Origin of the sequence: Winogradskyella vidalii (genome assembly GCF_013403955.1) — a bacterium.
Taxonomy (GTDB): Bacteria; Bacteroidota; Bacteroidia; order Flavobacteriales; family Flavobacteriaceae; genus Winogradskyella; species Winogradskyella vidalii.
In genome coordinates this window covers 80342-92826 of the sequence record NZ_JABFDG010000001.1, presented here as the reverse complement: position 1 = coordinate 92826, position 12485 = coordinate 80342, and the positions used below count along the sequence as shown (strand labels likewise).

The window sequence follows — 12485 nt, the reverse complement described above, 5'->3', positions numbered from 1 at the left end:
TTTACCTTTTTATAAAGTTGCCATTAATAGGAAAACAAATTCTATTATGGAGCAATTTATGACAAAGAAAACTATTCTATATCTTTTAATTACTCTAGTCGCTTTTAATTGTAGTAGCGATGATGACGGTAAATTAGAAGAATCTGAATCAAACGTTAAGCTTAAAAAATTCACTAGCACTATCAGTGGTTTTATTAATACTTCAGAAACAAGTGAAATATATTATTTAAACAATGGAAAGCCTCAAGCCATATTAGATACTTATGGCAATATACACTCTGTTATTTATGAAGGCGACAAACTTTTTAAGTTTGCAAACAACACCTACACTTTTGATACCGAGAATCGTTTAAAAACGATAACCAATTTAGATTATGGTATTTGCACACTTCATTACAATAGTCAAAATCTATTAATAAGGCAAGAGATTGTTGCACCTAACTCAATAGGTAGCAAAGAAGAATTACATATTACTAGAGACTTATCGTATAATGATAATAATCAAATCACTGAAATATTAGAAACTGAAACTAATAATTATAGAATAGACAAATATGTATTAGAATACAACAATGATGAACAGTTAACCAATTATGAAATTTTTGTTTCTGAACAAAGTAACACACCTTTAGAATTAATTGAAGAAGTAGAAATCACCTATGATTCTTCAAGAAATCCCTTAGTACCAATTTATAACAATCTAGATTTAAATAATTCTATTTCCATGATTACGCTAAAAGAACTAGCACCATCGTTTTTGTCTAATACTGCCTTTGGTCACTACGAAGGTTTTAAAATCAATTACGTACCTCAAAACAATATTTTAAGTACCATTATTTCTTCGCCGTTTAATGATGCGTTGAGTGAAAATTATTCTTACAATTTAATAGATGATTACCCTAGCTCTTCAGAAGTCAATATATCTGGCGGTTTTTTTTCTTATTCAGCTGAGATCCTTTGGGAATATACTACAGATTGAAGCCAACTCTTTTTTTTATTAATCAATACAACCAACAATGAAAACAATTTTATTTAAATCAAAATTAATACGCTTATTTATAGCTTTTTTAATTTTCGCATCGTGCAGTAAAGATGATGAATCCTCAACGGTTGATATACCTACGGTAAATTATACTGCGACTAACTTTGATGCTACATTTTTTCAAACAGGTAACTCAACCGCACCTACTATAGATTGGAATGGAGACCAAGGTACATTTTCTCTGACAACACCATTAGCTGGGTTAGATATTGATACTACAAATGGCATAATTAGCTGGGACAAATCTTTACCAATTGGCATTCACAATCTACAGGTTACAATAACAAATAGTGCAGGTCAAACCGTAAAGAATATCACTTTGAGTAATCCACTTCAAGGTGTTTTCACGGGTTTTATTATTAATGGCAATAGTGAGTACTTAGAAATGGAATTTTTCTCAGACGGTACAATAATAGTTAAATTAGAAGACTCTGGCAGTCCACCAACGGCATATGGCACATGGACTAAAAATAATACAACCATAATTGCAAACCTCACCAATCCGGAAAACGGGGTACAAGCATCATTTTCAGGCACTTTAACCATTGACACAACTGCTAAGTACACAGGTAATTTGTATAGCAATCCTAACTTAACAGATCCATTAGGTGTTTTTGAGGTGGTCCTACATTAAAACAAATAAAATTAATTAAATATGAAATATTTATACATCATTATTACTTTCTCTGTGCTAAGTATGCAAAATATAAAAGCACAAACTGCAGATTATTTTTTAACAATTAATACTACAACCGCAACCAATTTAACTATAGACACAGGTATTGAATTTAATGGTTACAGATATTTCAGTGCTACTAAAAACTTTACCGAAAGCACTATTTGGAAAACAAATGGAACTGAAATTGGCACATCCGATTTTATAAACTCTAATGACATTACTAGTGCTAGTCCAATATTTGTTTTCAACAATGAATTATACTACAATGCCTTTCAACTAGGAGAAACCGTAGTTTATAAAACAAATGGAGCTATAAAAACTCCGTTTCTTCAAGAAAACACAGAATCTCCAGTCGTTGGTTTTGATAACAGAAGCGTTGCCATTTTAGACACCAACTTTGTATTTAGACATGGAACAATAACTACGGGCTATGAACTATATATTAGTGATGGTACACCCAACAGCCCAATACTTTTAAAAGACATAAGACCAGGCACTTCATCTAGTCAACCCAATTATTTCACAAAGGTTGGTGACGACAAAGTGGTATTTATAGCTAATGATGGCACCAACGGCATAGAACTTTGGGTTACGGATGGCACAAACGCTGGTACACTGTTAGTAAAAGATATTAATACTTCAGGGAATTCTTTTATAAATGGACTAACCAGTTTTAATGGCAAAGCCTATTTTAGTTTAGGGAATGACATCTGGGAAACTGATGGTACCGAAGCAGGAACTGTAATATTTTTAAATCTTAGAATGGATAGCAATTCTGAATACCCGTTTTATGAATATAATAACGAACTTTATTTTACAGCTTACGACACCTCATTCAATTTTGTAGACCTTTGGAAAACCGACGGAACAGTTGCTGGAAGCACAATTTTAACCAGCGGACTAAACTATGCTGATGTATTTCAAAGAACAAATAATTACTTGTTTTTTGCTGCAAATACAGACGCAAACGGCTATGAACTTTGGAGAACAAATGGCACACCCGGAGGCACGCTGTTAACTAGAGATATAAATCCAGGACCAGAAGATAGCTTGGTCGGCGAACCCTCATTAGGCAACGGCGGAAATTTATTGTTTTTTGAAGCTACTTTTTATGATGATGATCCCAATATAGAAGCCGATTTAAGTGGAGAGTTGTGGTCATCTAATGGCACAGAAACTGGGACACTGCTTAATACAACAATAAACCCTTCAAGTGGACGAGGACAACCAGACAAATTTTTCAATACAAATGGCAAGCTCATTTTTCAGGCCAACGGAGATGGTAGTGGTGCGAGCAATTCAAATCAAGGTATTGACTTATGGATTACAAATGCTAACTTGTTGTCTATAGAAGAAAATGAACCATCTCTAACCAACTTTTTATTATACCCAAATCCAAGTTCAGATACTATCGCCATAAAAGATTTAAATAATACAATTAACGAAATAGCCATTTTCTCTCTTGAAGGCAGAAAAGTTAAAACCATTACATCTAATTTTCAAGCTATTTCCGTACAAGACCTATCTGCTGGCACTTATTTGGCATCAATAAAACTGAATGATGGAAAACACAGTACTTTAAAGTTTTTAAAACAGTAAAAATCCAACTTATAAAATTTTAGTTTTGGCGATTATGGCTTCGGTATTAATCGCCTTTTTGCAATTATAAAAACAATTAAAATTAATACAAAAGTTACAACCCCATAAAGCCAATAATTAGTCGAAGAGACTATAGCAGATGTGTCTCCAGTTAGTACAAAACCTGCCCAATAATAAGGATGTTTTAGGTTAGGATCATCAGTAATTTTTAAATAATCTAGTTTTGCATTTTTTAAAGCTTCGCTTTTTGTTTCACCTTTTTTAAGATGCTTATAAAATGAGGTCATTATTTTCTCTGTAGCCTCATCTGGTGCACTCCATAAACTTGACAAAACAGAAGGCACTCCAGCTGCTGTAAAAGCAGTGTTCATAGACACAATGCCTTTTCCTGTTTTAAATTCCCCAACACCTGTATTACAAGCACTTAAAACCGCCATATCAGCATTTAAATTTAAACCATATAACTCTGAAATGTAAAGCTCATAGTCCTTGTCATTATCTGAAAAAACTAAACTACTCAGTTCAGCTTCTTGGTCGTTTATAAAGGAATGCATGGATAAATGCAAAATAGAATAGTCTTTCGATAGATTTTTAAAAGATTCTTTTGATGCTTTATCATTGATATACAAATCGCTATTTGCAAAAAGTTTAGAAATAGCTTTAACCTCATTTAATGTTCCTTCTAAATAATACGGTGTGCCACGCACAGCTAACTGCGCATTAGTTGGTGCAAATGACTTATACGAAGGAGCAAATAAAGCGATATTTTTTTTGTCATCTGATGTTTGTGCCATACTGTTATTATTTATAAAGCTTAAAGCTGATGCATAACTTATCGTTGTATTTTCAATAAGGTAGTACTTATTATGAGTCAACAATTCAAAGGGTAAATAGTGTAAAACATCATCTAAAATTAAATAGACCGTATCAGAGAATTTGAGAATAATCGTATCGCTCAAAAGTTTGTTAAATAAAAAATCCGTGTTTTTAATTATAGTTTCAGGTGAAGAATTTGGATTTTTTAAAAGCGCAACGGTTTCTTTTATTTTATCTTTTAAAATGTCATAATCTTTAATTTCATTGACAGTAATGTCTTTTGTAGTGTTAAATTCAATTCTAAATAGACTATTGTTGACCTGCTTATACTTAATAATGTAATTGTCTTTGATCTGTTCTAGAATATTTTCAGTGTTCACCAAACCAGCCATTCTATTTGAGTTTTTCTTAAGCTGCTCATTAATATTTTCTAGTTTTAAATTATCTTCAAAAATGAGTTGATTAATACTATCTATTGGCTTTTCAATATTTTGCTTTTTTAGATAAGTAATGTTGGCTCTTATTTTTTGCTCTTTGTTGATTAAGCTATCTATTTCAAGGGCATGAGAATCTATTCTATTATTAATGAAGGTATTTAAAAGATGTTTTGACTCAATCGTTTCAGTAAATGTTATAAATTGATTTAATTTTGACGGGCTCAATGCTTTGTTTGATGCTTTTGTGTAAAAATAGTAGCAAACATCAGCGTAAAGTAAATTAACTCTATCACTTAAAATCTCTTGATTTAGATTGGCTTGAAACTGTTTTAATGCCAACCAATATAAATTTTCGGTTACTTGGTCATTTGGTGTTGCTTCAAGTTCTTTAGCGATATTCAAAAAACGCTGTGTATCACTCAAAACTGTTCCTGGATTGAAATCTTTATAAGCCAATGTTCTAATATCTGTAGCTTCGTTAGCATCATAATAGCGTATTAAGAACGCATTAATTCCTGAAAAAGCATCATCATACTTTTCGGATTTTATGTTCAGGATAATCCGTTTTTCAAGTGTTGTCTTTGCTATAAATAGCGGTAATCCTTTTGTTTCACTCAAGGCCTTTAAAATAGTCTGCGCTTTATCATATTCGTTTTTTTTCATGAATATATTAACATAATGCATATCGTATTCTTGTCGAATGAAATACAAATCCTCCGTTGGGAAAAATTTACTTCCTTGATTTAAATAAATAAGGGCTTGTTCAATATTATCATTTTCATAGTATTCCACTAGATAAAGATGACTTAGGCTAATTAAATCTTTGATGTTATCATTTAAAACTTTTGGTGTCGCTTTCTTTAACATTTCATTAAGATGGTATAGCATTGATTTTTCATTACCCACCATTCTGTATTTCTCAATAAAATAGTTATGAAGTTTCATCTCTAAATTAATATTACTTTTATCTAAACCTTCTTTTTTATATTCTTCAACATCTTCTTTATAAGCCCGAAATGCTTTTTTTAAATAATTTATGGACTGCTCAAAATCACCTTCTGAACTTTTAAAATCAGAAAGCCCTAGATACACACGTATCATATCATCTACGGCATGAGCGTTTTCATAAACATCTTGTGCTTTTTTTAAATATTCAATAAATTTTTTAGGATTGTCGAGATATCTGTACCTATGAAGTTCAGACAAATTCATATAATTAAATCCAAGCATACTGGCATCTTCGATTTTTAAATCTTGACAATAAATTTCAGCTTTCTGAAACATTGCTACGGATTCATTTAACTTACCAATCTGCTTATATGTTGCACCCGCGTTTTGTAATGTTTCTAACAGCATCAACGAATCAATTGCAGAACTCTTGTACTGATTTTCTAAAGATTGAGTTATAAAGTAATCACTGTCGTCAATATTATTAGATTGACTTGAAGCTTTATATAATCGATTATATATTCTGTATAACCGATCTGGATTTGGACTAAACATCTTCAATTCCTCAATTTGACTTTTCAAATTATTATAAGCCTCTTCCTTTGAATTTTTGTCTTCAATTAGGGATTCGTTTTGAGAAATGTTTCTTAATAACTCTAAATATGGGATAGTGTCTTTTGTTGTAACACTTGCAATTTCAACAGCTTTGCCTCTACAATCTAAAACCTGCTTAAATTGAGAGAGTAATTCTAATGAATCAGCCACCTTAGTATAATCCTCCCATGAATTTTGCGCAGACAATGAAAAAATACCAGATAGTGTAACTATTAAAATACATATATGCTTCATAAATAATTATAGAATAATTAGCTAAATTTAAGATTTATAAGCCAAATGAACAATCTGCTTTGGCTATTGAATAAAAACAGGCACTTTTTATTAAGTAATTTCATGTCCGGCAATTAGCTTAATTTTGTTATAAAATTAATAAACATGTTTAATACATTAATTATTGGAGCTGGTGCAGCTGGTTTATCTTGTGCTTTAGTCTTAGGGTCTGCAAAAAATAAACCGTTTGCAGAAAACAAACACATTGGTATTGTAACGCATCAAAAAACATCACATCTTCAAAATGCCTTATTTAATAATGTCTTAGGTCTACAACCTGGTACTTTAGGAGCTGATATTTTAGACAGTGGTATAACACAATTAAAAGATTTATACCCTCATGTTTCTCAAATTGAAAATGAAAAAGTTACAGCCATTGAGAAAACAGGTGACAGTTTTATAGTGACCACCAATAAAGAAAATTACCACTCCAAAATTGTAGTTGTTACGGTTGGCTATACGAATCTAATGACCATAACAGGGCTTGAAAGCTATATAGAGCCGCACCCTAGAGCTGCCATCGAAAAAGATAGAATTTGGTTAAAAAACACCGATCATCTTATTGAAAAAAACTTGTACGTAGCTGGAACTTTAGCAGGTTGGCGGAGTCAGTTTGCCATGGCTTGCGGCAGTGGAGCACATGTGGCAACAGATATTTTAACACTTTGGAATGATGGGAAACAAACTAAAGTACACGATAAATTATAACTTAATAATTACTATTTATACTCGGATAATCTGAACTTAGAAGTATAACCTCCTTTACCACAATATCTTCCTTATTCAGTATTTCACTAAAAGCATTATCATCAAATAACTGGCGTGCAAGTGTCGCTTTAATGAGACGTCTTATTTCATCATTATAAGCTACAAAAGTTATGTTGGTTAACTCTTTTTGGTTCACATAATCCTGAAAACGCACAACGATATCATCACTAACCTCATAGTTATTGATAAAATCGTACTTAGAAATATCCTGATATAAGGTTCGGTCTTTATCTAACTCTTCAAATACAAAATACCCAAAATGGCCTCGTCGTCTTAGATAATTAATCGTTTCATTATCAAACAAACGATCTACAGGCACAAACACATCTGGAATAATACCTCCACCACCATAAACCACCTTACCTTTGGGTGTCGTAAATTTTAAAGAATCATCAACAGTTATACTGCCTTCATCAACCAATTCACCAGTTCTTAAACGTTTGTAATAATCATCGTAGTAGTTCTTCTTATCACCATTAGTATAAGGTCTTTGAATAGAGCGCCCCGTTGGCGTGTAATATTTAGAAACCGTAAGGCGTACGGCACTACCATCTCCCAAAGCCATTTCGCGCTGAACCAAACCTTTTCCATACGAGCGTCTTCCTACAATAACACCTTTATCATTATCCTGAAGTGCCCCAGCAATAACTTCACTTGCAGATGCCGAGTTTTCATTAATTAAAATGTAGATTTCACCATCTTCAAAATTGCCTCGTCGAGTAGCGTAAATACGCTCTTCTTTTCCTTTTTTATCTTTTGTAAATAAAATTAATTTATCAGCTTCTAAAAACTCATCAGCAATCTGCTCTGCAATACCAAGAAACCCCCCAGGATTATCTCTTAAATCTAATGCCATTTTGGTAGCACCAAGATCTTTGAGCTCTGCAAGCGCTTCTTTAAATTCATTAAAAGTAGATTCTGCAAAACGATTCATCTTTATATAGCCCAAATCATCGGTTAACATATAGGCGGCTTCTACACTTTTAATAGCAATGCTTTTTCGTTTTACATCAAACTCTAACAGCTCTTCTTCGCCTTTTCTAAAAACAGTTAATGTTACGGAACTGTTCTTATCACCTTTAAGTTTTTGACTAATATACTCTTCAGAAATATTACGGCCGTAGAGTGTATCACCATCGGCTAAAAGAATACGATCACCACTCATAATACCAGCACGTTCACTAGGGCCTCCTTCGGTGGGCTTAATCACTGTAATAGTATCTTTATAAGGATAAAAATTAATCCCAATACCCACAAAATCACCTTTCATGTTTTCTGTGATACGCTGTAAATCTTCCTTAGGAATATACGTAGAATGCGGATCAAGATTGTTTAAAATCCCGTTTACAGTAACATCAACAATGCTATCTGTATTAACATCTTCTACATACTCATAATCAATATAATCTATTAACCGATTAAGTTTATTTTTTTTGCTGTTGGTTGTAAAGAGGTTGTCTGAAGTATCCGAAAAATTTAGTTTCCCACCCATAATAATACCCGCTGCAATAGCGGCACCAACAATTAATGGTATGTATTTATTTTTTGTTGTCATATGGTTTCCTACAAAATGGAAATCTTAATCGATAGCTTCAATAAGTTCTATTTCTATCCCTGCTTTTTTAAGAAATTTAATGCCCGATTCATCTTTATAACCTTGGCGGTAAACCACCCTAACAATGCCGGCTTGGTGAATCAATTTACTACACTCTTTACAAGGCGAAAGCGTAATATACAAGGTTGCTCCTTGGCAAGATTGTGTTGATGAGGCCACTTTTAGAATGGCATTAGCTTCAGCATGCAACACATACCATTTGGTATAGCCCTCGTCGTCTTCACAATAATTTTCAAAACCGGTTGGTGTCCCATTATAGCCATCCGAAATAATCATGCGATCTTTTACAATAAGAGCACCAACTTGTTTGCGCTTACAATGGGATAGTTTTCCCCATTCTCGGGCTATTCGCAAATAAGCTTTATCGTAACGTAACTGTTTTGTCTTTGACATTAATAATTAGTGTTATACAAACGTATAATGGTACTAACGAAGATATAGGGATTGTATTTTATAACCAATTTACCTGTCGTTAAAGTTTTACCAAACTTTTCGTTTTTAGTTGATGTAATCACTTGCTGAAATCATCGGAATCACTAGACCTACAACTACTGAAGAAATTACAAGTATCCAGTCGCGACGGGAAAATCGAAATACTGTTTGACATAAAAATCCAACAAATAAGACGATAAATACAATAATGACCTGAGCAAGTTCTATGCCTAAAGCAAATTCAATAAGCAATTCGAGTTTATTTTCAGACTGCCCCGAAAACATCTTAAATTCTCTAGCAAAGCCCAATCCGTGAACAAGACCAAAAAACAAAGTCGTAAAAAACAATAAACCAATTTTATTGCTTTTACCTGTTTTTCCTGCTGTAAATATGTTGTAAACAGCTGCAATCAGTATCGTAATAGGAATTAGAAATTCCACGAGCGATCCATTAACACTCACAATACCATAAGCCGCCAAAATTAGAGACAAAGTATGCCCTAGGGTAAATGTAGTAACTAATAACAAAACGGGTTTCCAGTCTTTAAAAACATAAGGAACAGCCAAAATCATTAAGAAAAGTACATGGTCATAGCCATTAATATCTAATACGTGGTTCATGCCATATTGAACATTAAACCAGAAATTTTCTAACATAATCAGTGTGTTTGGGAAAATCAAAGTTACAATTAAAAAAGTAATATTTTTTCATTAAATAAAGTGAGTGAAATTTGCTTTTTCTCTTTTTCTTTTGCAATATTGCAGTTCACAAAGTTCAAACAACTTATTGAAACGTTATCAAGAAAGGTGGAGGGATTAGACCCTTTGATACCTTAGCAACCCTTAAACTTATTAAGAAGGTGCTAACTTCTACGTAATTGTCGATTCATTTATCGCACAATTGGATAGATAACCCAACATAATTACTCATCTGTAATTAAAATTCTTTATAACTTTTTCTATTCATACGTCATTGACGGTTTTAGTTTTTTGCTTTTTTAAAATTTAAAAAATGGATTCTAAACGTATCGAAACACAAGCTATACGCACACAAATAGAACGTTCTCAATTTTTAGAGCATTCAAGCCCCATGTATCTCACATCGAGCTATGTATTTGAAGATGCCGAAGATATGCGCGCGTCGTTTGCCGATGAAAAGGAACGTAATATTTACAGTCGTTACTCCAACCCTAATAGCTCCGAATTTATAGAAAAGGTTTGCAAAATGGAAGGCGCAGAACGCGGCTATGCCTTTGCTTCTGGTATGTCGGCTGTGTTTTCAACTTTTGCAGCCTTATTAAATGCAGATGATCATATTATTTCATGCCGAAGTATTTTTGGTTCTACACAGACCTTATTTAATAACATTTTACCAAAGTGGAATATTGCAACAAGCTTTTTTAAAATTGATGAATTAGACACTATTGAAAGCCTAATTCAACCCAATACCAAAGTCATTTATGCGGAGAGTCCAACAAATCCTGCTGTAGATATTTTAGACCTGCAACATTTAGGAGACATCGCAAAAAAACACAACCTAATTTTCATTATAGATAATTGTTTTGCAACCCCTTATTTACAACAGCCTATTAAATTTGGTGCTGATTTAGTCATTCATTCCGCAACCAAATTAATGGATGGTCAAGGGCGCGTTTTAGGAGGTGTCACGGTGGGTAGTGCCAATTTAATTCAGAAAATCTATTTGTTTTCAAGAAACACAGGACCTTCACTTTCTCCTTTTAACGCTTGGGTTTTGTCTAAAAGTTTAGAAACCCTACCTGTGCGAGTAGATAGACATTGCGAAAATGCGCTCACAATAGCCAAATTTTTAGAGACACAAGACAAGGTGAATTTTGTAAAGTATCCCTTTTTAAAATCACATCCGCAATACAAATTAGCAAAAAAACAGATGAAACTCGGGGGCAGTATTGTCGCTTTTGAAATTAAAGGCGGTATTGAAGCTGGAAGACAATTTTTAAATTCAATTCAACTATTATCCCTTTCTGCAAATTTAGGAGATACCAGAACTATAGTTACGCACCCGGCGTCTACAACACATGCTAAAATACCAGAAGATGTACGTTTAGAAACCGGAATTACTTCAGGATTAATCAGAATTTCCGTAGGCTTAGAACATCCCGAAGATATTATTAACGATTTAAAACAGGCATTAGAAAACTAAAGTCAGTTCGAGTGATTTTATAACATCGGAATAAAATTGTATCGAGAACACATACATATTATGAGCAAAATAAAAGAAGAATTACAAAAACGCATCTTAGTTCTTGATGGCGCCATGGGAACCATGCTTCAGCAATATAATTTCTCAGAAGAAGATTTTAGAGGCGAACGTTTTAAAGATTATCCATCGCCATTAAAAGGAAATAACGATTTATTATCCATAACGCAACCGAAAGCCATAGCAGAAATTCATGCTAAGTATTTTGAAGCTGGCGCAGACATTGTAGAAACCAATACGTTTTCGGGCACCACAATTGCCATGGCAGATTACGATATGGAAGACTTAGTTTACGAACTAAATTATGAATCCGCTAAAATCGCTAAAGAAGTCGCTGATAAATTTACGAAAGAGAATCCTGAAAAGCCTCGCTTTGTAGCCGGAAGTATTGGACCAACAAACCGAACTGCGAGTTTATCGCCAGATGTCAACCGACCAGAATACAGAGCGATTACCTTTAATGAATTGCGAATCGCCTATAAACAGCAAGTAGAAGCGCTTATTGATGGCGGCGTAGATATGCTTTTAGTCGAAACTATTTTTGATACACTTAACGCAAAAGCGGCTTTATTTGCTATTGAAGAAGTAAAAGAAGAACGTCATATTGATATTCCTATTATGGTTTCTGGTACCATAACGGATGCGTCTGGAAGAACCTTATCCGGACAAACCGTTGAAGCGTTTTTAACCTCAGTATCTCATATTCCCTTATTGAGTGTTGGTTTTAATTGTGCCCTTGGCGCGCAACAACTACAACCCTATTTACAACGCTTATCTGACGAAACAGAATTTTTCACCTCAGCACATCCAAATGCAGGTTTACCAAATGCCTTTGGAGAATATGATGAAACACCAGAGCAAATGCAAGGTTATATTGAAGCCTATCTCAAAGACAACCTCATCAATATAATTGGTGGCTGTTGTGGCACAAGTCCTGAACATATTAAAGCCATTGCGGAAGTCGCTCAAAAATACAAACCAAGAAAAATTGTCATTCCTGCGTAGGCAAGAATCCACTTTGA

The 12485-nt window shown here is 33.5% G+C and carries 10 protein-coding genes and 1 riboswitch; of the genes, 6 read left to right on the top strand and 4 right to left on the bottom strand.

Annotated elements, in window-relative coordinates; all coding sequences use genetic code 11:
• The first annotated feature begins 58 nt into the window (after positions 1-58).
• The 3 genes from HM982_RS00400 to HM982_RS00390 are packed head-to-tail and all read left to right on the top strand — an operon-like array spanning position 59 to position 3320.
• Positions 59-979, top strand: a complete 921-nt coding sequence (locus HM982_RS00400; RefSeq protein ID WP_179351152.1) for a hypothetical protein — start codon at positions 59-61, stop codon at positions 977-979.
• A 37-nt stretch (positions 980-1016) separates the two neighbouring features.
• The gene (locus HM982_RS00395) at positions 1017-1676 is read left to right on the top strand and encodes a hypothetical protein (RefSeq protein WP_179351151.1); all 660 of its coding nucleotides are present in this window, start codon (positions 1017-1019) and stop codon (positions 1674-1676) included.
• Between the two features lie 21 nt (positions 1677-1697).
• A complete protein-coding gene (locus HM982_RS00390) occupies positions 1698-3320 on the top strand; it encodes a T9SS type A sorting domain-containing protein (RefSeq protein WP_179351150.1) in 1623 nt (540 codons plus the stop codon).
• Positions 3321-3352: 32 nt separating this feature from the next.
• Here HM982_RS00390 and HM982_RS00385 read toward each other — a convergent pair whose 3' ends face one another.
• The gene (locus HM982_RS00385; protein ID WP_179351149.1) at positions 3353-6370 is read right to left on the bottom strand and encodes a CHAT domain-containing protein; all 3018 of its coding nucleotides are present in this window, start codon (positions 6368-6370) and stop codon (positions 3353-3355) included.
• A gap of 144 nt (positions 6371-6514) precedes the next feature.
• Between HM982_RS00385 and HM982_RS00380 the strand changes: the two genes are divergently transcribed.
• Positions 6515-7117 (top strand): FAD-dependent oxidoreductase, encoded by a 603-nt coding sequence (locus HM982_RS00380; RefSeq protein ID WP_179351148.1) that lies wholly within the window; start codon positions 6515-6517, stop codon positions 7115-7117.
• A gap of 1 nt (position 7118) precedes the next feature.
• Here HM982_RS00380 and HM982_RS00375 read toward each other — a convergent pair whose 3' ends face one another.
• From HM982_RS00375 to HM982_RS00365, 3 genes are all read right to left on the bottom strand, one after another.
• Positions 7119-8732: a S41 family peptidase gene (locus tag HM982_RS00375; protein ID WP_179351147.1), complete on the bottom strand. Its 1614-nt coding sequence runs from the start codon at positions 8730-8732 to the stop codon at positions 7119-7121.
• A 24-nt stretch (positions 8733-8756) separates the two neighbouring features.
• Complete coding sequence (locus tag HM982_RS00370) at positions 8757-9185, bottom strand: deoxycytidylate deaminase (RefSeq protein WP_179351146.1); 429 nt, start codon at positions 9183-9185, stop codon at positions 8757-8759.
• A gap of 105 nt (positions 9186-9290) precedes the next feature.
• Positions 9291-9881 (bottom strand): HupE/UreJ family protein, encoded by a 591-nt coding sequence (locus tag HM982_RS00365; RefSeq protein ID WP_179351145.1) that lies wholly within the window; start codon positions 9879-9881, stop codon positions 9291-9293.
• Between the two features lie 135 nt (positions 9882-10016).
• A riboswitch (SAM riboswitch) is annotated at positions 10017-10140 on the top strand.
• Positions 10141-10236: 96 nt separating this feature from the next.
• On the opposite strand from HM982_RS00365, the gene HM982_RS00360 reads away from it, so the two are divergent.
• Both HM982_RS00360 and HM982_RS00355 read left to right on the top strand, forming a co-directional pair.
• Entirely contained in the window at positions 10237-11406 is a 1170-nt protein-coding gene (locus tag HM982_RS00360; RefSeq protein ID WP_179351144.1) for a trans-sulfuration enzyme family protein, read from the top strand.
• Positions 11407-11466: 60 nt separating this feature from the next.
• Entirely contained in the window at positions 11467-12468 is a 1002-nt protein-coding gene (locus HM982_RS00355; protein ID WP_179351143.1) for a homocysteine S-methyltransferase family protein, read from the top strand.
• Positions 12469-12485: the final 17 nt, after the last annotated feature.

What these genes read in the sequence shown, in the direction of transcription:
- HM982_RS00370 (WP_179351146.1), bottom strand. Translation starts at nt 9,185, where the DNA reads ATGTCAAAGACAAAACAGTTACGTTACGATAAAGCTTATTTGCGAATA.
- HM982_RS00375 (WP_179351147.1), bottom strand. Translation starts at nt 8,732, where the DNA reads ATGACAACAAAAAATAAATACATACCATTAATTGTTGGTGCCGCTATT.
- HM982_RS00380 (WP_179351148.1), top strand. Translation starts at nt 6,515, where the DNA reads ATGTTTAATACATTAATTATTGGAGCTGGTGCAGCTGGTTTATCTTGT.
- HM982_RS00385 (WP_179351149.1), bottom strand. Translation starts at nt 6,370, where the DNA reads ATGAAGCATATATGTATTTTAATAGTTACACTATCTGGTATTTTTTCA.
- HM982_RS00400 (WP_179351152.1), top strand. Translation starts at nt 59, where the DNA reads ATGACAAAGAAAACTATTCTATATCTTTTAATTACTCTAGTCGCTTTT.
- HM982_RS00355 (WP_179351143.1), top strand. Translation starts at nt 11,467, where the DNA reads ATGAGCAAAATAAAAGAAGAATTACAAAAACGCATCTTAGTTCTTGAT.
- HM982_RS00360 (WP_179351144.1), top strand. Translation starts at nt 10,237, where the DNA reads ATGGATTCTAAACGTATCGAAACACAAGCTATACGCACACAAATAGAA.
- HM982_RS00365 (WP_179351145.1), bottom strand. Translation starts at nt 9,881, where the DNA reads ATGTTAGAAAATTTCTGGTTTAATGTTCAATATGGCATGAACCACGTA.
- HM982_RS00395 (WP_179351151.1), top strand. Translation starts at nt 1,017, where the DNA reads ATGAAAACAATTTTATTTAAATCAAAATTAATACGCTTATTTATAGCT.
- HM982_RS00390 (WP_179351150.1), top strand. Translation starts at nt 1,698, where the DNA reads ATGAAATATTTATACATCATTATTACTTTCTCTGTGCTAAGTATGCAA.